Annotated in this window: 21 protein-coding genes; 14 read left to right on the top strand and 7 right to left on the bottom strand. The window is 71.5% G+C overall.

The features are described from left to right. The first annotated feature begins 100 nt into the window (after positions 1-100). The 4 genes from ACZ56L_RS16750 to ACZ56L_RS16735 all read left to right on the top strand — a co-directional run bounded on the left by ACZ56L_RS16750 (position 101) and on the right by ACZ56L_RS16735 (position 2,591). Positions 101-1,432 (top strand): CynX/NimT family MFS transporter, encoded by a 1,332-nt coding sequence (locus ACZ56L_RS16750; RefSeq protein ID WP_468684289.1) that lies wholly within the window; start codon positions 101-103, stop codon positions 1,430-1,432. Positions 1,433-1,496: 64 nt separating this feature from the next. Next, positions 1,497-1,613, top strand: a complete 117-nt coding sequence (locus tag ACZ56L_RS16745) for an SGM_5486 family transporter-associated protein (RefSeq protein ID WP_268253607.1) — start codon at positions 1,497-1,499, stop codon at positions 1,611-1,613. 171 nt (positions 1,614-1,784) lie between these two features. Beyond that, positions 1,785-2,000, top strand: coding sequence for a hypothetical protein (locus tag ACZ56L_RS16740; RefSeq protein WP_345224345.1), 216 nt, complete (start codon positions 1,785-1,787; stop codon positions 1,998-2,000). A gap of 72 nt (positions 2,001-2,072) precedes the next feature. Then, positions 2,073-2,591, top strand: a complete 519-nt coding sequence (locus ACZ56L_RS16735; RefSeq protein ID WP_345224348.1) for a SixA phosphatase family protein — start codon at positions 2,073-2,075, stop codon at positions 2,589-2,591. 64 nt (positions 2,592-2,655) lie between these two features. Here ACZ56L_RS16735 and serB read toward each other — a convergent pair whose 3' ends face one another. Further along, positions 2,656-3,870 (bottom strand): phosphoserine phosphatase SerB, encoded by a 1,215-nt coding sequence (serB, locus tag ACZ56L_RS16730; RefSeq protein ID WP_345224350.1) that lies wholly within the window; start codon positions 3,868-3,870, stop codon positions 2,656-2,658. Positions 3,871-3,979: 109 nt separating this feature from the next. Beyond that, a complete protein-coding gene (locus tag ACZ56L_RS16725) occupies positions 3,980-5,560 on the bottom strand; it encodes a streptophobe family protein (protein ID WP_471065212.1) in 1,581 nt (526 codons plus the stop codon). Positions 5,561-5,836: 276 nt separating this feature from the next. Between ACZ56L_RS16725 and ACZ56L_RS16720 the strand changes: the two genes are divergently transcribed. Continuing rightward, positions 5,837-8,491 (top strand): ABC transporter ATP-binding protein/permease, encoded by a 2,655-nt coding sequence (locus ACZ56L_RS16720; protein WP_345224353.1) that lies wholly within the window; start codon positions 5,837-5,839, stop codon positions 8,489-8,491. A 77-nt stretch (positions 8,492-8,568) separates the two neighbouring features. On the opposite strand, the gene ACZ56L_RS16715 is transcribed toward ACZ56L_RS16720, so the two are convergent. Then, positions 8,569-9,237 carry a transglycosylase SLT domain-containing protein gene (locus tag ACZ56L_RS16715; RefSeq protein ID WP_468684297.1) on the bottom strand — a complete coding sequence of 223 codons (669 nt, stop codon included), beginning with the start codon at positions 9,235-9,237 and terminating at the stop codon, positions 8,569-8,571. Between the two features lie 639 nt (positions 9,238-9,876). Between ACZ56L_RS16715 and ACZ56L_RS16710 the strand changes: the two genes are divergently transcribed. The 4 genes from ACZ56L_RS16710 to ACZ56L_RS16695 all read left to right on the top strand — a co-directional run bounded on the left by ACZ56L_RS16710 (position 9,877) and on the right by ACZ56L_RS16695 (position 12,590). Further along, entirely contained in the window at positions 9,877-11,040 is a 1,164-nt protein-coding gene (locus tag ACZ56L_RS16710) for a GAF domain-containing sensor histidine kinase (protein ID WP_471064716.1), read from the top strand. Next, entirely contained in the window at positions 11,033-11,707 is a 675-nt protein-coding gene (locus ACZ56L_RS16705) for a response regulator (protein WP_401757901.1), read from the top strand. Before ACZ56L_RS16710 ends, ACZ56L_RS16705 begins: the two co-directional genes overlap by 8 nt. A gap of 148 nt (positions 11,708-11,855) precedes the next feature. Further along, positions 11,856-12,125 (top strand): chaplin family protein, encoded by a 270-nt coding sequence (locus tag ACZ56L_RS16700; RefSeq protein ID WP_468684304.1) that lies wholly within the window; start codon positions 11,856-11,858, stop codon positions 12,123-12,125. 225 nt (positions 12,126-12,350) lie between these two features. After that, the gene (locus ACZ56L_RS16695) at positions 12,351-12,590 is read left to right on the top strand and encodes a chaplin (protein WP_345224364.1); all 240 of its coding nucleotides are present in this window, start codon (positions 12,351-12,353) and stop codon (positions 12,588-12,590) included. A 78-nt stretch (positions 12,591-12,668) separates the two neighbouring features. On the opposite strand, the gene ACZ56L_RS16690 is transcribed toward ACZ56L_RS16695, so the two are convergent. Continuing rightward, positions 12,669-13,445 carry a hypothetical protein gene (locus ACZ56L_RS16690; RefSeq protein WP_468684307.1) on the bottom strand — a complete coding sequence of 259 codons (777 nt, stop codon included), beginning with the start codon at positions 13,443-13,445 and terminating at the stop codon, positions 12,669-12,671. A gap of 134 nt (positions 13,446-13,579) precedes the next feature. Here ACZ56L_RS16690 and ACZ56L_RS16685 point away from each other — a divergent pair, with 134 nt between their 5' ends. From ACZ56L_RS16685 to ACZ56L_RS16670, 4 genes are all read left to right on the top strand, one after another. Continuing rightward, positions 13,580-14,371: an ABC transporter ATP-binding protein gene (locus ACZ56L_RS16685; RefSeq protein ID WP_345224368.1), complete on the top strand. Its 792-nt coding sequence runs from the start codon at positions 13,580-13,582 to the stop codon at positions 14,369-14,371. A gap of 77 nt (positions 14,372-14,448) precedes the next feature. After that, positions 14,449-14,889, top strand: a complete 441-nt coding sequence (locus ACZ56L_RS16680) for an NfeD family protein (RefSeq protein ID WP_345224371.1) — start codon at positions 14,449-14,451, stop codon at positions 14,887-14,889. A 139-nt stretch (positions 14,890-15,028) separates the two neighbouring features. Then, positions 15,029-15,967, top strand: a complete 939-nt coding sequence (locus ACZ56L_RS16675; protein WP_345224373.1) for an SPFH domain-containing protein — start codon at positions 15,029-15,031, stop codon at positions 15,965-15,967. 77 nt (positions 15,968-16,044) lie between these two features. After that, positions 16,045-16,821 (top strand): sulfite exporter TauE/SafE family protein, encoded by a 777-nt coding sequence (locus tag ACZ56L_RS16670; RefSeq protein ID WP_471064712.1) that lies wholly within the window; start codon positions 16,045-16,047, stop codon positions 16,819-16,821. Positions 16,822-16,895: 74 nt separating this feature from the next. Here the strand turns inward: ACZ56L_RS16670 and ACZ56L_RS16665 are convergent, their stop codons facing one another. The 3 genes from ACZ56L_RS16665 to ACZ56L_RS16655 all read right to left on the bottom strand — a co-directional run bounded on the left by ACZ56L_RS16665 (position 16,896) and on the right by ACZ56L_RS16655 (position 19,005). Beyond that, positions 16,896-17,402, bottom strand: a complete 507-nt coding sequence (locus ACZ56L_RS16665; protein WP_345224377.1) for an HNH endonuclease — start codon at positions 17,400-17,402, stop codon at positions 16,896-16,898. A 216-nt stretch (positions 17,403-17,618) separates the two neighbouring features. Continuing rightward, positions 17,619-18,164, bottom strand: a complete 546-nt coding sequence (locus ACZ56L_RS16660) for a YbhB/YbcL family Raf kinase inhibitor-like protein (protein ID WP_471064710.1) — start codon at positions 18,162-18,164, stop codon at positions 17,619-17,621. A gap of 58 nt (positions 18,165-18,222) precedes the next feature. After that, positions 18,223-19,005, bottom strand: coding sequence for a sporulation protein (locus ACZ56L_RS16655; protein ID WP_345224382.1), 783 nt, complete (start codon positions 19,003-19,005; stop codon positions 18,223-18,225). A gap of 120 nt (positions 19,006-19,125) precedes the next feature. Here ACZ56L_RS16655 and ACZ56L_RS16650 point away from each other — a divergent pair, with 120 nt between their 5' ends. Continuing rightward, on the top strand, positions 19,126-19,767 hold the full coding sequence (locus ACZ56L_RS16650; protein ID WP_471065210.1) for a DNA-3-methyladenine glycosylase: 642 nt from the start codon (positions 19,126-19,128) through the stop codon (positions 19,765-19,767). Positions 19,768-20,155 lie beyond the last annotated feature (388 nt).

The raw sequence follows: 20,155 nt of genomic DNA, 5'->3' as shown, positions 1-20,155 counted from the left end.
GGCGGTACGGGGTGGGGCGGATCGGTCGGGGACGGTGCGGGCTTCGCACCCGTGGCCACGATTGGACAACCAATCATCCCATGATTCTATGATGGACCTCATGCCAGTCGATGAAACCCGGACCATGCACCCCGAGCCCCGCACCGCACCCCAGCCCCGCACCGCCCCGGACGCGCGACGCGAGACGCCCCCGTACGCCGGGTGGCTCGTGCGGCTCATGGTCGTCGGCCTGGTGCTCGCCGCGCTGAACCTGCGCCCCGCCATCACCAGCCTCGGCCCCCTCCTCGAAGAGGTCCGCACGGGGCTCGGGATGAGCGGCGCCGTCGCCGGACTGCTCACCTCCGTACCGTCGCTCTGCTTCGCGGTGTTCGGCATCACGGCCCCGCGCCTGGCCCGCCGCTTCGGCCCCGCCTCCATCGTCTGCGCGGGCATGACGGCGATAGCCGCCGGTCTCTTCCTGCGGCCCTTCCTCGGCGGCACCCCGGGCTTCGTGGCGGCGAGCGCGCTCGCCCTCGTCGGCATCGCCGTGTCCAACATCCTGCTGCCTGCCATCGTCAAGCAGTGGTTCCCCGACCGGGTCTCCACCATGACCGGCCTGTACTCGATGGCCCTGGCGGTCGGCACCTCGCTGGCCGCCCTGTCCACCGTCCCGCTCACCAAGGCGCTCGGCGGGAGCTGGCAGACCGGCCTCGCCGTCTGGGGCGTCCTCGCCGCGCTCGCGCTCTGCGTCTGGCTGCCGCTGGCGGTCAAGCACGGCCGCGACCGCCGGGCCGCCACCGCCGCGGCCGAGGCCGAGACCCCCGGGGTGGAGGCGCAGGAGTCCGCCGCCGCGGTCCCCGCCCCCGGCCTGCGCATGGTCACGTCCCGCACCGCCTGGGCGCTGGCCTGCTTCTTCGGCCTCCAGGCCACGGCCGCGTACATCACGATGGGCTGGATGCCGCAGATCTTCCGCGACGCCGGCATCTCCGCCGGAACCTCCGGCATGCTCCTCGCGCTCACCATGGCGATGGGCATCCCGCTGGCCTTCGTCATCCCGCGCGTCGCGACCCGGCTCCCGCAACAGGGCCCGGTCGTCCTCTTCCTCGGCCTCTGCGGCCTTTCCGGCTACGCGGGCCTCTACCTCGCCCCGGCCGGCGGCGCCTGGGCCTGGGCACTGCTGCTCGGCGTCTCCAACTGCGCCTTCCCGCTCGCGCTCACCATGATCGGCCTGCGCGCCAAGAGCCACCAGGGCGTGGTCAAGCTCTCCGCCTTCGCGCAGAGCATCGGCTACCTGATCTCCATCCCGGGCCCGCTGCTCATCGGCGTGCTGCACGACGCCAGCGGCGGCTGGGGCCTGCCGATCGCGCTGATGGCGGCGCTGATGGTGCCGCAGATGGTGGCCGGCGTCCTCGCGGGCCGCAACCGCACGGTCGAGCAGGAACTGGCCGCCTGACCCGGGGCCGGGGGAGCCGACCCGGAAGCCGGGGGAGTGGGCGAAGGGTGCGAGACTGGGTGCCATGCCCGTACTCGACCCGAATCCCCGCAACGGCCAGAAGAAGCTGCTCGCCGTCCTCGGCGCCATGCTCCTCGTCACGGTGATCATCGCGGTCATCGCCACGATCGCCTCCCCCTGAGGGCCCGCTTCCCGACGGCTCCTGCCGGGGATGGTGGGGTTGTCCCCACCGTCCCCTAGGGGGCTGGACTCAGGGTCGAGTGGGGAGTCCACCGGATGGGCGGCGGGGCCCGCGCTCCGTAGTTTTGAGGCATCCACCGGGTTCCCGCCCGCAGACCTCACGGAGGCGGCCATGTCGGCCCCAGCTCACCACCCCGCCCGCACCGCACGCCGGACCCCCGCCGGGGGCCGCCTGCCGTGGTGGTCCGTCGTCCTCCCGGCGCTCTCCTTCGCCCTGCTCCTCGCCCTGCTGACCGGCCCCGGCCAGGCGCACGCGTCGCCCGCCGCGCAGGACGGTCCCGGCATCGCGTACCTGGTGACCCTGCTCCTGGACGTACTGCCGCTCTGACCGGTCACCCGTGGTGGGGGACGGTGTCAACACCCCGGGCCCCGACACGGGTTTCGTGCGAAGCTGGGGTGCATGAGCGTCGACACACCCCGCAGGATCGTCCTTCTCCGGCACGCCAAAGCCGACTGGCCGCAGGTGTCCGACCACGAGCGGCCGCTCGCCGACCGGGGCCGCCGGGACGCCGCCACCGCAGGCCGCAAGCTCGCCGACACGGGCCTCACCTTCGACCTGGCCCTGTGCTCCACCGCCGCCAGGACCCGTGAGACCTGGAAGCTGGCCGTGCAGGAACTGGGCCACCGGCCGAAGACCGTCTACGAGGACCGGCTCTACGAAGCCTCCCCGGGCGAGATCGTCGCCGTCCTCAACGAGACCCCCGACGACGTCACGAACCTGCTGGTCATCGGCCACAACCCGGGCATGCACGCGGTCGCCGACGGACTCGCCGGCCAGTCCGACCCGGACGCGCTGGCCAAGCTGACCAGGGGCGGTTTCCCCACCGCGACGTACGCGGTCCTGGAATTCACCGGCCCGTGGAAGTCCGTGGAACTCGGCACGGCCAGGCTGACCGACTACTGGGCCCCGCACGACTGATCAGGCGTGCACGGCAGGGGGCGCCGGCGGCGGAACCGCTGCCGGCGCCCCCGCGCCGCACCCCTCAGTGCTCGTGCTCCGCGTCCCCGTCCGCGGCCTCGACCTCTTCACGGGTGATGCCCAGCAGATACAGCACGGTGTCCAGGAACGGCACGTTCACCGCCGTGTCGGCGGCCTGCCGCACCACCGGCTTGGCGTTGAACGCCACGCCGAGACCCGCCGCGTTGAGCATGTCGAGGTCGTTCGCGCCGTCCCCGATCGCCACGGTCTGGTCCAGCGGGACCCCCGCCTCGGCGGCGAACCGGCGCAGCAGCCGCGCCTTGCCCGCCCGGTCCACGACCTCCCCGACGACCCGCCCGGTCAGCTTCCCGCCGACGATCTCCAGGGTGTTCGCCTGCGCGAAGTCCAGCGAAAGATCGTCCTTCAGCGCATCCGTGACCTGGGTGAACCCCCCGGAGACGACGCCCACTTGGTACCCGAGCCGCTTCAGCGTCCGTACGAGCGTCCGCGCCCCCGGTGTCATCCGCACCTCGGCCCTGACCTTCTCCACGACCCCCGCGTCGAGCCCCTCCAGCAACGCCACCCGCGCGTGCAGGGACTGCTCGAAGTCCAGCTCCCCGCGCATCGCCTGCTCGGTGACGGCGGCCACCTCCGCCTCGCACCCGGCGTGCGCCGCGAACAGCTCGATGACCTCGTCCTGGATGAGCGTCGAGTCGACGTCCATCACCACCAGACGCTGCGCCCGCCGGTGCAGGCCCGCGGACACGACCGCGACGTCCACCCCGATCCCCGCCGCCTCCAGCGCGAGCGCGGTCCTCAGCGGCTCGGTCTCCACCCCCGACACGGCGAACTCCACGGCGGTGACCGGGTACTTGGCCAACCGGAAGATGCGGTCGATGTTCCCGCCCGTGTCCGTGATCCTGGCCGCTATGGCCGCCGTCGACTCCGCCGTCAACGGATGTCCGAGCACGGTGACGTGCGAACGGCCGCTGCCCCGCGGCCGGTTGTCGCCCACACCCGAGATGATCTCGGCCTGGAGCCGCAGCGACTCCGCCCAGCTGTGCACGGTCGCCCGCAGCTCACCGGCGGCGGCCACGGTCGGCTCGGTGACGAGCACGCACAGCACGATGCGGCCACGGGTGACGACCTGCTCGATGTCGACGACGTCGACGGAGTAGGCGGCGAGGGTGTCGAAGAGCCCGGCGGTGATCCCGGGCCGGTCCTTCCCGAAGATCTTGACGAGAAGGGTGGGGACGTCATTGTTCGGCAGTGCGCTCATGGTCCCCCCACCGTATCCGGCCCCCGCCCCCCGTCCCCCACCCGTCTTACCTCCCGGACAGCCTCCCCGGGCACGCGTCAGGGGGCGCGGGGTACCGCGCGGCCGGCCCCTACTTCCGCCCCCTCCCGGGAACCCCCGGCGGCGGCGGTCCCTCCTCCGGAGGCGGCGGCGCAGCCGCACCCGCCCGCCCCGGCGTCCCCGGCCCGACCCGCCCCGCGTCGCCCACCTCCCGCACCGGCCGCAGATACGGATTCGTACCGTCCGCCGCACCCCCCGGCCCGTACGACGGCGACGGCCGGTAAGGCCCCGGCACGTACGCCAGATCCGGATACGTCCGATCCCCTTCCCCGTCCGGCAGCGCCAACCGCGCCGCCCGCGACCCCTCCGCGCCCGCCGCACAGGCCAGCAGCGCCCCCGCCGCCCCCGCCGCTGCCCCCCACCCCACACCCAGCAGCAGCGCCAGCGGCACGTTCCCGCTCAGCACGAGCCCCGCCCCGATCGCGTCGAACCCCAGCACCGACACCGAAGCGTCCGCCGACACCCCCGCCCACCACACCAGCAGCGGCAGTCCCAGCCCGGTCACCGTCCCGAGCGCCACCGCGCACTGCCCGGCGTACCCCGGCCGCGACAGGTCCTCCCGCGGGGTCCGCACCGCGGCCAGCACACCGGCGTACAGCATCATCACGAGCACCGCGACGACCAGCAGCCACACCCGCCCGTCCAGCTCCGCGAGCCGTCCCACCGACAGCGGCCGCTCGTCGCCGCCCGACAGCAGCGCGTCGACCGGCGACGGCAGCACCTCCACCAGTGCCCCCGTCGCCCGCCCCTGCCACGGCACGAACAACCCCAGCGGCAACGCCAGCCACACCCCGTTCGGCGCTCCCAGCAGCGCGGCGCCCAGCACCCGCCCCGGCCGCTCGTCCCCGACCGCGGCGTACCCGGCGGCCGCGAGACCGGCGGCCACCGCCATCACCAGCACCGCCACCAGCGCCGACGAGGCCGGCCGCAGGACCCGGTGCACCGCGTCCCACCCCCGGGGCAGCGGGGTCCCTCGGGACGCCAGCAGCGCGATCGCCAGCACCCCCGCCGCCCACCCCGCACCGCTCACCAGCGATGTCCCCGTATCGACGGAGAAACCGACCGTGGCCTTCGCGTCGACGAGATCGGAGATCCGGTCCGGAAGCAGTCCGCCGAGCTCGCCCGGGAGCCGGTCCGCGATGCCGCCAGGAAGATCGTTCCCGGGAACGCGGTCGAGTCCGAGCCCGGCGCCGTCAATCGTGATGACGTCGTGACCCGCCCAGGCGAGACCACCCAGCGTGACGAGGAACAACACCAGCACCGACACCGCCCGCACGGCCAGTTCGGTGCCGGGAATCTCCCGCCCCGCGCTCCTGAGCGAGCGCAGGAAGAAGAATCCGAGCAACAGCGCCCCGACCAGACCCACCCCAAGTGGCGCAATATCGACGGCCGTCCGCGCCGCGGCCCCCTCCAGACCGAAGGCCGAGACGTTCCCGGTCGGCGTGACGGAACCGCCCACCGCCAGGACGACGAGCGCGGCCGTCATCGACCGCAGCGACCCCGCGGCGTCCGCCCCGAGCAGATGCAGACCGAGCGCCGCGGTGCCCGCCATTCCGACCAAAGCCCAGCTCACAGCGGCAATGGAGGCGAGAAGAACATCGCCCCAGCGCATTCCGACCCGACCGTTCCCGCCCATCAGACCACCCGATCCGTACCGGTAAGTCCTCTTCGCCCGGCTCCTGCATGATCCGTGCGCAGACGTACGGACTCATGGCCGCTTACCACTCTCCGATGGTGTTTCTGCCGAGTCAACGGGCGTGCGACGGCTGCCCGCGCCCCCTTTTCACATGGCCCGACTTTCGTATTCGAGCCCGGGCCTGAAATAGTTCCCCCCGATGTTCACCATCCCTAGACTCCCGGTGACGGGCGTAACTACGGGGGACAACTAGTGGGGCATGGAGTGCCGGAACTCGTACTGGAATTGAATGGAAGGGCCTGGACTCTCGACTCGTCCAGGTCGTACACCCTGGGGCGGGACCCCCAGGGGGACGTGGTCGTGGACGACGCCAGGGTCTCCTGGCGGCACGCCACGATCAGCTGGGGCGGCCGTAGCTGGGTGATCGAAGACCACGGCAGCACCAACGGCACGTACGTGCAGGGCCAGCGCATCCACCAGATGGAGATCGGCCCCGGCTCCGCCGTGCACCTGGGCAACGCCACCGACGGCCCGCAGCTCGTCCTGTCCGGCCCGGGCGGCGGGGGCGGCGGCTCCGCGCAGCAGCCGCACGGCCCGCAGGGCGGCCCCGGCGGCCAGCAGGTGCCGAGCTGGCAGCAGCCGCCCGCCCAGCACCAGTTCCACCAGCCCCCGCAGGGCCACCACCAGCCTCCGCAGGGGCACCAGCCCCCGCAGCACCAGGGGGCCCGGCAGCCGAGCTGGCAGCAGCAGCCCGCGCAGGGCCAGGCGGCCCCCGGGCACCACCAGCCCCCGGGCACCCCGCAGAGCACCCAGCCGCCGTACCAGCAGAACAAGCCCCAGGCGTCCGCGCAGGGCAGCCGGCCCGACGGTGCCGCGGGGGCGCCGCCGGTCTACGGCGACCGCAGCCCGACCACGTTCCACCAGATGGCACTCGGCCGCGTCATGCGCATCGGCCGCGCCCTGGAGAACGAGCTGGTCGTCTCCGACCTCCAGGTCTCGCGCCTGCACGCGGAGTTCCACGCGACGCCCGACGGCCGCATGGAGATCCGCGACCTCGGCTCGCACAACGGCACGTACATCAACGGCCAGCCGATGCCGAAGTCCGGCACGGCCCTGCTCGGCCCCAACGACATCGTCGGCGTCGGCCACTCCACCTTCCGTGTCGTCGGCGACCGCCTCGAAGAGTTCGTCGACACCGGCGAGGTCTCCTTCTCGGCCCGCCACCTGACCGTCACGGTCGACGGCGGCAAGGACATCCTCAAGGACGTCTCCTTCGGCGTCCCCGAGAAGTCCCTCATCGCGGTCATCGGCCCCTCGGGCTCCGGGAAGTCGACCCTCCTCAAGGCGCTCACCGGCTACCGGCCCGCCAACAAGGGCGACGTCCTCTACGACAACCGCAACCTCTACAAGCAGTTCGCCGAGCTGCGCCAGCGCATCGGACTGGTCCCGCAGGACGACATCCTGCACAAGGAACTGACCGTCAAGAAGGCCCTCAAGTACGCCGCCAAGCTGCGCTTCCCCGCGGACACCTCCGAGGCGGAGCGCCAGCAGCGGATCGACGAGGTCCTCGGCGAGCTCAAGCTGGACATCCACAAGGAGAAGAAGGTCACCTCCCTCTCCGGCGGCCAGCGCAAGCGCGTCTCGGTCGCCCTGGAGCTCCTGACCAAGCCCTCCCTGATCTTCCTCGACGAGCCGACCTCGGGCCTCGACCCGGGCATGGACCGCGACGTCATGCAGTTGCTGCGCGGCCTCGCCGACGACGGCCGCACGGTCCTGGTCGTCACCCACTCCGTCGCCGAGCTCGCCATCTGCGACAAGCTCCTGGTGATGGCCCCCGGCGGCTCCGTCGCCTACTTCGGCCCCCCGGAGGAAGCCCTCAACTTCTTCGGCTACAGCACCTGGGCCGACGTCTTCTCCGCCTTCGAGAACTACCGCGACTACGACTGGGCCGGCCGCTGGCGCGGCTCGCAGCACTACCAGATGTACGCCGCGGACATCGACGCGGTCGCCGCCAGCCCGGTGCACATGCCGCCGGCGCAGCAGATGCGCCCGCCGAAGCCGCAGGGCTGGGGCGCCCAGTTGATGACGCTGATCCGGCGGTACGTCTCCGTCATCGCGTCCGACAAGGGCTTCATGGGCCTGATGGTGATCCTGCCCGCCGTCCTCGGCCTGGTCAGCGTCGTCATCCCGGCCGACTTCGGGCTCGGCCCGCCCAAGCCGCCGTCCCGGTTCAACGGCGACGCGGGAACGATCATGCTGATCCTCGCGGTCGGCATGTGCTTCTCCGGCGCCGCGAACTCGGTCCGCGAGCTGATCAAGGAACGGGTCATCTACGAGCGCGAGCGGGCCACCGGCCTGTCCCGCTCCGCGTACCTGATGTCCAAGGTCATCGTCCTCGGCGTGATCACCGCGCTCCAGGGCGTCATCATCTGCGCGATCGGCTTCTCCACCCGGGAACTCCCGAAGGAGGGCCTGATCATGCCGCCCGCGGTGGAGATCTGCCTCGCCGTCATCGCGCTCGGCTTCACCTCGATGATGTTCGGCCTGGTCATCTCCTCGCTGGTGAAGACCTCCGAGAAGACGATGCCGCTCCTCGTGATGTTCGCGATCGTGCAGGTCGTCTTCACCGGCATCCTCTTCCAGGTCTACGGCCAGATCGGCCTGGAGCAGTTCGCCTGGCTGATGCCCTCGCGCTGGGCCATCGCCGCCGCCGGCACCACGCTGGACCTGGCGCACCTGATGCCGCCGTGGGACCAGAAGAACCCCACCAACTTCGACCCGCTGTGGGAGCGCACCGTCTCCCAGTGGGGCATCAACATGGCGGTTCTGCTGGCCCTCGGCCTGATCTGCGGCTTCGTGGTCGCGCGCCTGCTGCGGCGCCACGAGCCCGAGGTCATGCGCAAGTGACCCGCTAGCCGACGGTACGGAAAAAAGGGCGGCCCCCGGAATGATCCGGGGGCCGCCCTTCCGCACGTCCAGAGGACTCAGTAGGCGCCGTTGACGTTGTCGATGGAGCCGTAGCGCGCCGCCGCGTAGTTGGCCGCGGCCACGATGTTGGAGACCGGGTGGTAGATGTCGTGCGGGGTGCCCGACACGTGGTACGCGTTGAACGTCGGCTGGATGACCTGGAGCAGGCCGATCGACGGCGTGCCGTTGCGCGCGTTGATGTCCCAGCCGTTCTTGGCGCGGGGGTTGCCGGTGGACTCGCGCATGATGTTGCGGTGCAGCCCGTTGTACGAGCCGGGGATGCCCTTCGCCTTCATGACGGCGAGCGCCTCCCGGATCCAGCCGTTCAGGTTGTTCGCGTAGACCGGCTTGCGCGCGGCGGTACGGCTCGCGGCCGTCTTCTGCCCGGCGCGCTTCTTCACCTGGGCGTCGGCCTTGGCCTTCGCAGCGGCCTTCTCCCGGGCGGCCCGGTCCTTGACCCGCTTGTCGGCCGCGGCGTGCTGCTCGACGACCTTCGCCTGCATCTGGCCGGTGCCCTGGGGAGCGACCATCGCGACCGAGGCCATGCCGTGCGCCCCGGTCTCGGTGGCGCCGCCGCCGGGCAGGAGGGTCAGGGCGAGGGAGGCGGCGCCGAGAGCGGCGACACCGGTGATCGAGGCCCGGTGGGACCTGGTCAGACGGCGGCCATGGCCAGAGGCGGAGGACATACGGACGTACCTCTCGGAGGGGACGGGGAGTGCCGCGGACTCCGCGACGGCTGCAATTGTTAGCGCCCGCAAAATCCCCGCGCAAAGACCCCTTGTACGACCCCCGATAGTGGGACGGCCCTCCCGCGGGACCGTCCCGGCCCCCCACACTCCCCGCTCACACCCCCTTTACGCCGCCACTACGCCCCTTCGTAAGTGACTTGCGTCCTATGCCCGGCCTCACATCGACCACGTAACAACCTCACCCCACGTAACTCCCGCAAAGCCCTCCGTGACCCTCTCCGCCCCACCCCCCTTGATCGCCACAACGACCCCTCCACCCCCGCCCCCTTGAGCCTTGTAGCCACCCTCCGCCCCGAGCTCCCTTGGGCGACGGGGCCGCCCCAAGGGGGCGAGGGGGGTACCCCCTGCTCGAGCGAAGCCGAGAGCTTGGGGGAGGGCGGGCAAGGGGGCGGCCCCTCCCGCTCCCGGCCCACCCGGGTGCCCCCCTTCCCCGAGCCCCCTACCGCGCTCCCGCCCGACAAGGCCCCACGCGCCCCCCCCGGGCCCCCTACCCCCCAAGACCTAGTCCCTCCGACCTTCCCCTTCTCACCCCCAGGCCCGATACACCCCCACCCCCCCACCGGTACGGTGACCGACATGACCCCCGGCCGCCCCCTCGCACCCCCCGGCGGCCTCGCCGCCATCAGCTCCGCCCTCCTCGCCATGAGCCGCCACCTCGAAGTCCGCGACGTCCTCAAGACGATCGTGGCCTCCGCCCGCGACCTCCTGGACGCCGAGTACGCCGCCCTCGGCGTCCCCGACGACCACGGCGGCTTCGCCCAGTTCGTCGTCGACGGCGTCAGCGACGAGCAGTGGAAGGCCATCGGCCCGCTGCCCCGCCAGCACGGCATCCTCGCCGCGATGCTGCACGGCAACGCCACCGAGCGCCTCGCCGACGTCCGCGAGGACCCCCGCTTCGAGGGCTGGCCGGACGCCCACCCCGACATGTCCGACTTCCTGGGCCTCCCCATCCGCGACGGCGACGAGGTCATCGGCGCCCTCTTCCTCGCCAACAAGCGCTGCCCGGGACCCAAGCCCGGCGGCTGCGGCTTCACCCCCGCCGACGAGGAACTCCTCACGCTCCTCGCCCAGCACGCCGCCATCGCGCTCACCAACGCCCGCCTCTACGAGCGCAGCCGCGAGCTCACCATCGCCGAGGAACGCTCCCGCCTCGCCCACGAACTCCACGACGCGGTCAGCCAGAAGCTCTTCTCGCTGCGCCTCACCGCCCAGGCCGCCGCCGCCCTCGTCGACCGCGACCCGGCCCGCGCCAAGGACGAGCTGCACCAGGTCGCCGCCCTCGCCGCCGAGGCCGCCGACGAACTGCGCGCCGCCGTCGTCGAACTGCGCCCCGCGGGCCTCGACGAGGACGGCCTGGTCGCCACCCTGCGCACCCAGGTGCAGGTCATGGACCGCGCCCACACCGCCCGTGTCGTCTTCGAAAGCCGCGGCGTACGCGCCCTGCCCGCCGCCCAGGAGGAGGCCCTGCTCCGCGTCGCCCAGGAGGCCCTGCACAACGCCCTGCGCCACTCCGGCGCCTCCCGCGTCGACGTCGTACTCGAAAAACGTACGGCCGACCGCACCCGCCTCACCGTCACCGACGACGGCCGCGGCTTCGACCCCGCCGGAGTCCGCCGGGCCGGCCGCCACCTCGGGCTGGTCTCGATGCGCGACCGGGCGAGCGGCGTCGGCGGCACCCTGACCGTGCACTCGGAGCCCGGCAAGGGCACCACGATCACCCTGGAGGTCCCCGGTGCCTGAGCCCGGCCCGAGCAGCCCGTCCACGACGAAACCGAAGATCCGCGTCCTGCTCGTCGACGACCACCAGGTCGTCCGCCGCGGCCTGCGCACCTTCCTCGAGATCCAGGACGACATAGAGGTCGTCGGCGAGGCGGGCGACGGCGCCGAGGGCGTCGCCCAGGCGGAGTCCCTGCGCCCCGACGTCGTCCTGATGGACATCAAGATGCCCGGCGCCGACGGCATCGAGGCCCTGCGCCGGCTGCGCGAACTCGCCAACCCCGCCAAGGTCCTGATCGTCACCAGCTTCACCGAGCAGCGCACCGTCGTCCCCGCACTGCGCGCCGGAGCCTCCGGTTACGTCTACAAGGACGTCGACCCCGACGCCCTCGCCGGCGCCATCCGCTCCGTCCACGCCGGACACGTCCTCCTCCAGCCCGAGGTCGCCGGCGCCCTGCTCGCCCAGGACGACCCGCAGCACGGCCAGGGCCGCGGCAGCTCCCTCACCGAACGCGAACGCGAGGTCCTCGCCCTCATCGCCGACGGCCGCTCCAACCGCGAGATCGCCCGCGCCCTCGTCCTCTCCGAGAAGACCGTCAAGACCCACGTCTCGAACATCCTGATGAAACTGGACCTCGCCGACCGCACCCAGGCCGCGCTCTACGCGGTCAGGCACGGTCTGACCGACTGACCCGCCGCCTTCCGGACCGTCGTCCTCCGGTCTCAAATTCATACGGTCGTGTATACGTAACCCGTTCGGCGCAACCCGATCGCCGCGACGGCGTTCTCCACGGTGTGCTGCGGCGGCCCTGCCGCGGCCACCGCGAGGAGGAACCGAAGTGAAGAACCTGAAGAAGGCCGCCGCTGTCACCCTGGTCGCCGGCGGGCTCGTCGCCGCCGGTGCGGGCGCCGCCTCCGCGACCGGCCCGGGCCACGGCCACGGCCACCCCGGGGCGGTCGCCGAGGGCAAGGCCGTCCAGTCCCCGGGCGTGGGCTCGGGCAACCTGGTCCAGGTCCCCGTCGACGTTCCCGTGAACGTGGTCGGCAACACCGTCACCGTCATCGGCGGTCTCAACCCGGCGTTCGGGAACCTCGGCCTCAACCACTGACCGACCGGATCGGCGACGAGACCCGTCGCACAGCGGGAAGCGGCTCCCGGCACTGCCCGGGAGCCGCTTCCCGCGTCCCCGCGCGCACAGTCGGCCCGCGGGCGCCATTGCTTCGAAAGTGCGGATCCGCGCCGACAGCCGTGTCGTTCCCCCGTCTGGCGCGTTCTTCAACCTGCGGTCCCGGGGTCGGGGCCGCACCCGTAAACAGCAGAAGGATCATCTTTCATGAACACTGCCAAGAAGGCCGCCGTGGTCCTCGCCGTCGCCGGTCTCGCCGCGGGCGCCTCCACCGGTGCCGCGTTCGCCGAGGCCGAGGCCGAGGGCAAGGCCGCCAACTCCCCGGGTGTCGGCTCCGGCAACCAGGTCCAGGTCCCGGTGCACGTCCCGGTCAACATCGTCGGCAACACGGTCAACGTCATCGGCCTGCTGAACCCCGCGTTCGGCAACCACGGCGTGAACAGCTGACGCCGGCCCCTCCCGAGAGCCCCGCGGTCCCGGCCGCGGGGCTCTCGCCGTTCCCGGCCCGGCCGCGGCACCCGGGGCTCAGACGGTGCGCTCCACCATCGCCCCGTACGCCGCCACCATCGCCCGCCGCGTCACCCGCTCCACCGGCCGCAGCGCCTCGGTCCGCGCCCACATCTCGGAAGCGCTGACCGCACCCCCGTGCCCGTTCCGGTACGCCAGGGACACCACGAGCCCCACCCGTCGCGCCATCTCCAGCACCCGCACCGCCCGCGGCGGATACCCGGGCGCCAGCACCTCCCCGCCGGCCTCCGACCGCGCCCGGTACGCGTCGAGCGCCGCCTCCGCCACCGGCCCCGACCCCGCCACGTCCAGCCGCGCCAGCACCGCCGTCGCGTCCCTGAGCGCCTCGGCCAGTTCCCGCTCCGCCTCCCCGAGCGACGGCACGTCCGCGGGCGGCGCGTCCCGTACCGGCGAACACACCCAGGTCACCTCGACCCGCACGTCCCCCTCAGGTCCGATCTTCGCCACCTCCGGCACGAGCCCGAGCGCGGCCCCCGCACAGACCACCGCCTCCTCGGCCTCCAGCGCCCGCGCGTTGAACTCCGGCGGCCCGCTCAGCCCCAGCGGATGCCCCGGCGCGGGCAGCGCGACCCGGAACCCCGTCGCCCCCAGGGCCCGCAGCCGCCCGAGCGCGAGCGTGAGCCCGACCGGCCCCGCCTCGCCCGGCACGCCGGTCACCCGGTGCGCCGCGTCCTCGCCGACGATGGCCGTCGCGGCGTCGTCCGGTGAGACAAATCCCCCGAGCAGGGCATTTCCCCAAGCCGCCAGCATTCCTGAACGTGGTTCCGTGAGCATGCGACCCAGCCTAGATTCCGGCCCGCACCCATCCCAAGGGCCGGACCGTCCGAGTGGTGGCGTAGGTTTTCCTTGGGCGCTGTGCCCACAGGCACACGCGACATTTCGATACTGCATGGGGAGACAACGCGCTCATGAGCGATGTACTGGAGCTGGTGGACGTATCCGTGGTCCGCGACGGACGGGCTCTGGTGGACGACGTCTCCTGGTCGGTGAAAGAAGGCGAACGCTGGGTCATCCTCGGCCCCAACGGCGCCGGCAAGACCACGCTGCTGAACATCGCCTCCAGCTACCTCTTCCCCTCCGCCGGCTCCGCCGCCGTCCTCGGCGAGACCCTCGGCAGGGTGGACGTCTTCGAGCTCCGCCCCCGCATCGGCATGGCCGGCATCGCGATGGCCGACAAGATGCCCAAGCGGCAGACCGTCCTGGAAACCGTCCTCACCGCCGCGTACGGCATGACCGCCACCTGGCGCGAGGACTACGACGAGGTCGACGAGCTGCGCGCCCGCGCCTTCCTCGACCGCCTGGGCATGAGCGAGTTCCTGAACCGCAGGTTCGGCACCCTCTCCGAGGGCGAGCGCAAGCGCACCCTGATCGCCCGCGCCATGATGACCGACCCCGAACTGCTCCTGCTGGACGAGCCCGCCGCCGGTCTCGACCTCGGCGGCCGCGAGGACCTGGTCCGCCGCCTCGGCCGCCTCGCCAAGGACCCGTACGCCCCCTCGATGATCATGGTCACGCACCACGTCGAGGAGATCCCGCCGGGCTTCACCCACGTCCTGATGATCCGCCAGGGCAAGGTCCTCGCCGCGGGCCCGGTCGAGACCGAGCTGACCTCGCGCAACCTCTCCCTCTGCTTCGGCCTGCCGCTCCTCGTCGAGCACCGCGGCGACCGTTACACCGCCCAGGGCCTCCCGCTCGGCTAAGTCTGCCCGTACGCAACGGACTTGGGCCGGTACGCATCCCCTGTGCGCCCTGTCCGCGCCGTCCGGCCGCCCCTACCATGACCGTTGTGAACATGGACGCATGGCTCTGGTGGCTGATCGGCGCGGCGGTGCTCGGCATCGCTCTCGTCGTCACGACGATGCCCGAACTGGGAATGCTCGCCGTCGGCGCGCTCGCGGCGGCGCTCACCTCCTACCTGGGCGGCGGTCTCGTCACCCAGGTACTGGTGTTCGCGGCCGTTTCGGTCGTCCTGATCGCGGTGGTACGTCCCATCGCCACCCGGCACCGAAGTCAACGCCCGCAACTGGCCAGCGGCGTCGACGCGTTGCGCGGCCGTCAGGCCGTCGTCGTGGAACGCGTCGACGGCGGCGAGGGCGGCCGCATCAAACTCGCCGGGGAGATCTGGTCGGCCCGCGCCCTGGACGCCGGACAGACCTTCGAGCCCGGCCAGCAGGTCGACGTCATCGAGATCGACGGCGCCACCGCCGTCGTCATGTGAGCCACCGCACGCCGCACGGAAAGCTGTCCGGAACGCCCTGCACGGCGTACCGCCATCTGGAAAACTCGATCATCACCGCGGCACCGGACCACCGGCCCGGCCGCGCAGCGTCGAGCAACACGAAGGGCACGGGGAAGCGATGTCATCGATCATCATCGTCCTGATCATTCTGGTGGTGCTGGTCTTCATCGCCCTGATCAAGACGATCCAGGTCATCCCACAGGCCAGCGCCGCCATCGTCGAGCGCTTCGGCCGCTACACCCGCACGCTGAACGCGGGCCTGAACATCGTCGTCCCGTTCATCGACTCGATCCGCAACCGGATCGACCTGCGCGAGCAGGTCGTCCCGTTCCCGCCCCAGCCGGTGATCACCCAGGACAACCTGGTGGTCAACATCGACACCGTCATCTACTACCAGGTGACCGACGCCCGCGCCGCGACCTACGAGGTCGCCAGCTACATCCAGGCCATCGAGCAGCTCACCGTCACCACACTCCGCAACATCATCGGCGGCATGGACCTGGAGCGGACCCTGACCTCCCGCGAGGAGATCAACGCGGCCCTGCGCGGCGTCCTGGACGAGGCCACCGGCAAGTGGGGCATCCGCGTCAACCGCGTCGAGCTCAAGGCGATCGAGCCGCCGACCTCCATCCAGGACTCGATGGAGAAGCAGATGCGCGCCGACCGCGACAAGCGCGCGGCCATCCTCACCGCCGAGGGCATCCGGCAGTCCCAGATCCTCACCGCGGAGGGCGAGAAGCAGTCCGCGATCCTGCGCGCCGAGGGCGAGGCCAAGGCCGCCGCCCTGCGCGCCGAGGGCGAGGCCCAGGCCATCCGTACGGTCTTCGAGTCCATCCACGCCGGCGACGCCGACCAGAAGCTGCTCGCCTACCAGTACCTCCAGATGCTCCCGAAGATCGCCGAGGGCGACGCCAACAAGCTCTGGATCGTCCCCAGCGAGATCGGCGACGCGCTCAAGGGCCTCTCCGGGGCGATGGGCAACTTCGGCCCCATGGGCGGCGCTTCGGGCGGCTCCCAGAACAGCGGGCAACGCCGCGAACAGCCCCCCATCGACTGACCCGCCACCCCCTCGTGCATGATCGCTGCACACGGCAGCGATCAGCACGCAGCACTCAGCACGAGGGGTAGGGCCGCATGACGACCTGGGAGATGCTCGCCGTCCTCGCCGCAGGCATCGGCGCGGGCACCATCAACACCATCGTCGGCTCCGGCACCCTGATCACCTTCCCGGTGCTCCTCGCCACGGGCCTGCCGCCCGTCGTCGCGAACGTCTCCAACACCCTCGGCCTGGTCCCCGGCTCCATCAGCGGCGCCATCGGCTACCGCAAGGAGCTGCGCGGCCAGCGCCGGCGCATCCTCCGGCTCGGCCTCACCGCCCTCCTCGGCGGCCTGATCGGCGCGGTCCTCCTCCTCGCCCTGCCCTCCTCCGCCTTCGACACGATCGTCCCGGTACTGATCGGCCTGGCCCTGATCCTGGTCGTCCTCCAGCCCAAGCTCTCCGCGGCCCTCAAGCGCCGCCGCGCCCAGAACGGCGACCCGGAAACCGGCCCGCACCCCGACGGCGGCCCCGCCCTCCTGGCCGGCCTCCTGCTCGCCAGCGCGTACGGCGGCTACTTCGGCGCCGCCCAAGGGGTCCTCTACCTCTCCCTCATGGGCCTGCTCCTCAACGACTCCCTCCAGCGGATCAACGGCGTCAAGAACATCCTGGGCGCCGTCGTCAACGGAGTCGCCGCCGTCTTCTTCCTCTTCGTCGCCGAGTTCGACTGGACCGCCGTCCTCCTGATCGCCGTCGGCTCCGCCCTCGGCGGCCAGATCGGCGCCAAGGTCGGCCGCCGCCTGCCCCCGACCGTCCTGCGCGGCGTGATCGTCGCCGTCGGCATCGTCGCGATCATCCAGCTCCTGCTGGCCTGACGCCCCCGGACGCACGCACACGAAGGAGCCCGCCTCCACCACGAGACGGGCTCCCTCTTCCTGCGACCGCACCCCTAGGCGGCGGACTCCGCCAGCCAGTCCGGCAGCGCGTCCCACTCCGCGCCCCGCAGCGACAGCAACATCGCATCGGCCGGCGTCGGGACGAACGGCTCGAACAGCAACGGCATCCCCGCCTTCTCCGGCGTACGGTCCGCCTTGCGGTGATTGTCCTCGGCGCACGAGGCCACCGTGTTCAACCAGGTGTCACCGCCCCCGCGCGACCGCGGCACCACGTGGTCCACGGTCGTCGCCCGCTTCCCGCAGTACGCGCACCTGTGCTGGTCCCGTATCAGCACTCCCCGCCTCGACCACGGAGCTTGTCTTCGGAAGGGCACGCGCACGTACCGGCTCAGCCGGATCACCATCGGCACCGGAAGATCGACAGCGGCGGCACGCATGCGCAGCCCGGGATGCGACTTCTCGACCACGGCCTTGTCCGTCAGGACAAGCACCACCGCACGGTTCAACGTCACCGTCGACAGCGGCTCGAAGCTCGCGTTCAGAACCAGCGTGTCACGCATCCCGCCCACCCTCCGTGTGCCGGCCCACCCCGTGGCGGGCTGGGGTCAACTCTGGCGGGACACGCCCCAATGGACAACGCATTAACGGCGTCCCCGGCGGGGGATCATCGGCCCCCCAAACAAAAACTGCCCGTTCCCGATCTCTTTCAAGACCGGGAACGGGCAAATACCCCGTGAATCTTTCGGACTGCGGCTCAGTCCCTGCTCAGCCCCTGCTCAGCCTTCGGCCGGAGCCTCGTACTCCGCGACGAGCTGTGCCCGCCCGAGCGTGTGGAACCGCAGATTGAACCCGACGGCGGCCGGCGGAGTGTCGGCGTCGACCCCCAGGGCGGCGAGGCTCTCCACGTCCACCGCGTACACGGTGAACACGTACCGGTGGCGCTCGCCCGCCGGGGGAGCGGCCCCGCCGAACTCCTTCGACCCGTAGTCGTTACGCGCCTGTACGGCGCCCTCCGGCAGCCCCTCGAACTTCCCCGACCCCGCGCCGGCCACCAGCTCGGTCACCGTCGCCGGGATGTCGAAGACCGTCCAGTGCCAGAACCCGCTGCCGGTCGGCGCGTCCGGGTCGAAGCACGTCACCGCGAAGCTCTTGGTCTCCGCCGGGAAGCCCTCCCAGCGCAGTTGCGGCGAGGTGTTCCCGGCCGCGTACACCTGGGCGTCCTTCAGATCCGCGCCCTCGGCGACGTCGTCGCTCACCACGCTGAAGGCCGCCACCGGTGGATGGAAGTCGTGCGGCAGCGGCGCCCTCTTGCCCTCGGTCACGTCAACACCTTCCTCTTCCTGCTCACTCGCTCAGCACTCGTACGGGACCCTGCCGACCCTAGAGCCAGTTGCGCTGCCCGCCGACCTGGGCCAGCCACTGGTTGAGGTACGCGGCCCAGTCCGTCCCCTGGAAGTCGTTCAGCCCGACCTGGAACGCCCGGTAGGAGTCGCTGCTCTCGCTGAACATGCCGCCCTTGCGGTCCATCTCCAGGATCACGTCCATCTCGCGCTCGTCCGCGACGAACGTCAGCTCGACCTGGTTGAGCCCCCGGTACTGCTGCGGCGGCAGGAACTCGATCTCCTGGTAGAACGGCAGCTTCTGCCGCGTCCCCCGGATGTGCCCGCGCTCCATGTCCGCGCTCTTGAACCGGAACCCCAGCTGCACGAAGGCGTCCAGGATCGCCTGCTGCGCCGGCAGCGGATGCACGCTGATCGGGTCCAGGTCCCCGGAGTCCACGGCCCGCGCGATCTCCAGCTCCGTCGTCACCCCGATGTCCATGCCCCGCAGCTGCTGCCCGGCGATGCTCGTCACCGGCGTCTCCCACGGAATGTCGAGGCCGAACGGCACCACGTGCACCGCCCCCGCCTTCACCTCGAAGGCACCGCCCAGCCGCACCTTGGTGAACTCGATGTCCTGCTTGACCTCCTGGTCGCCGCCCTCCACCTCGACGCGCGCCTGGAGCCCGACGGACAACCCCTCGATCTGCTGGTCCACGGACCCGCCCTGGATCCGCACCTCGCCCTGCACGACCCCGCCCGGCACGACGTTCGCCTCGGTGAGCTCCGTCTCCACGGTCGCCCCGCCCGAGCCCAGGCTCGCCAGCAGCTTCTTGAATCCCATGCTCTCCCCTTAACTCTTCCAGCCTTGACCAGTACGAACGCTCGATGCCGACGCCAGGTTCCGCGGGTACCCGCACAACGAGCGGTGACAACCCGGGTTCCGTTACCCTCGGCAGGCATGATCGCCCCGAAACCGGACCGTACGCCGCTCACCCGCCCCTTCTTCGACCGCCCCGTCCTGGACGTGGCCCCGGACCTGCTGGGCCGCACCCTGGTACGTCGCACGGACGAGGGACCGATAGAACTGCGCATCACCGAGGTGGAGGCGTACGACGGCGAAGGAGACCCGGGCTCGCACGCCTACCGCGGCCGCACCGCCCGCAATGCCTCGATGTTCGGCCCGCCCGGCCACGCGTACGTCTACTTCATCTACGGCATGTGGTTCAGCCTCAATCTGGTCTGCGGCCCCGAGGGCAAGGCCAGCGGTGTCCTCCTCCGCGCCGGCGAGATCACCGCCGGTGCCGACCTCGTCCGCACACGACGACTTTCAGCCCGGAACGACAACGAACTGGCCAAAGGACCCGCCCGTCTGGCGACCGGTCTCGACATCACCCGCGCCCTCGACGGCACCGACCTCTGCACCGACCCGGAAGCCCCGCTGTCCGTACTGCACGGCACCCCGGCCCCGCCTGACCAGCGGGAAAACGGCCCCCGCACCGGAGTGGGCGGCGAGGGCGCGGTCCACCCCTGGCGCTTCTGGATCGCCGGCGACCCCACGGTCAGCCCCTACCGCGCCCACAAGCCGCGCCGCCGGGCGACTTGACTCGGCCCCGTCACACGCCTAACGTGGCCCGAGCCGCTTGAGACGGGCACTGCTGTCGGAACGGTCCATCGGACCCGACCGAGCAGCCCGGAGCGGCCAACCACTACTACGACTTCCCCTCACGGGTTCGAATTTCGGCATGCCCGAATTCCGATCCCAATGGCCCGATTGTGAGCCGCCGGGGAAAGCGGCTAAAGTAGTGAACACGCCGAAAGGCAAAGGCCCTCCAATGGCCACCGGAAACAAAATTCGAACCGGAAACGGCGCGGAAATGATCTGGTAAGGTTGGAAACACACCGAACGAAAACGTCCGGAGGAAAGCCCGCAGGGGTGAGTACGAAGGAAGCGTCCGTTCCTTGAGAACTCAACAGCGTGCCAAAAGTCAACG

The organism is Streptomyces sp. NPDC039736 (genome assembly GCF_055596485.1).
Note: the sequence above shows the minus strand (reverse complement) of the source record. Positions and strands in the feature narration are given on the sequence as shown.

Bases quoted from the DNA above. Each gene is read 5' to 3' on its own strand.
- serB (WP_345224350.1), bottom strand. From the start codon at position 3,870: ATGAGCGCACTGCCGAACAATGACGTCCCCACCCTTCTCGTCAAGATC.
- ACZ56L_RS16750 (WP_468684289.1), top strand. From the start codon at position 101: ATGCCAGTCGATGAAACCCGGACCATGCACCCCGAGCCCCGCACCGCA.
- ACZ56L_RS16690 (WP_468684307.1), bottom strand. From the start codon at position 13,445: ATGCTCACGGAACCACGTTCAGGAATGCTGGCGGCTTGGGGAAATGCC.
- ACZ56L_RS16715 (WP_468684297.1), bottom strand. From the start codon at position 9,237: ATGTCCTCCGCCTCTGGCCATGGCCGCCGTCTGACCAGGTCCCACCGG.
- ACZ56L_RS16665 (WP_345224377.1), bottom strand. From the start codon at position 17,402: ATGCGTGACACGCTGGTTCTGAACGCGAGCTTCGAGCCGCTGTCGACG.
- ACZ56L_RS16710 (WP_471064716.1), top strand. From the start codon at position 9,877: ATGACCCCCGGCCGCCCCCTCGCACCCCCCGGCGGCCTCGCCGCCATC.
- ACZ56L_RS16740 (WP_345224345.1), top strand. From the start codon at position 1,785: ATGTCGGCCCCAGCTCACCACCCCGCCCGCACCGCACGCCGGACCCCC.
- ACZ56L_RS16745 (WP_268253607.1), top strand. From the start codon at position 1,497: ATGCCCGTACTCGACCCGAATCCCCGCAACGGCCAGAAGAAGCTGCTC.
- ACZ56L_RS16725 (WP_471065212.1), bottom strand. From the start codon at position 5,560: ATGCGCTGGGGCGATGTTCTTCTCGCCTCCATTGCCGCTGTGAGCTGG.
- ACZ56L_RS16685 (WP_345224368.1), top strand. From the start codon at position 13,580: ATGAGCGATGTACTGGAGCTGGTGGACGTATCCGTGGTCCGCGACGGA.
- ACZ56L_RS16670 (WP_471064712.1), top strand. From the start codon at position 16,045: ATGACGACCTGGGAGATGCTCGCCGTCCTCGCCGCAGGCATCGGCGCG.
- ACZ56L_RS16680 (WP_345224371.1), top strand. From the start codon at position 14,449: ATGACCGTTGTGAACATGGACGCATGGCTCTGGTGGCTGATCGGCGCG.
- ACZ56L_RS16735 (WP_345224348.1), top strand. From the start codon at position 2,073: ATGAGCGTCGACACACCCCGCAGGATCGTCCTTCTCCGGCACGCCAAA.
- ACZ56L_RS16695 (WP_345224364.1), top strand. From the start codon at position 12,351: ATGAACACTGCCAAGAAGGCCGCCGTGGTCCTCGCCGTCGCCGGTCTC.
- ACZ56L_RS16655 (WP_345224382.1), bottom strand. From the start codon at position 19,005: ATGGGATTCAAGAAGCTGCTGGCGAGCCTGGGCTCGGGCGGGGCGACC.
- ACZ56L_RS16675 (WP_345224373.1), top strand. From the start codon at position 15,029: ATGTCATCGATCATCATCGTCCTGATCATTCTGGTGGTGCTGGTCTTC.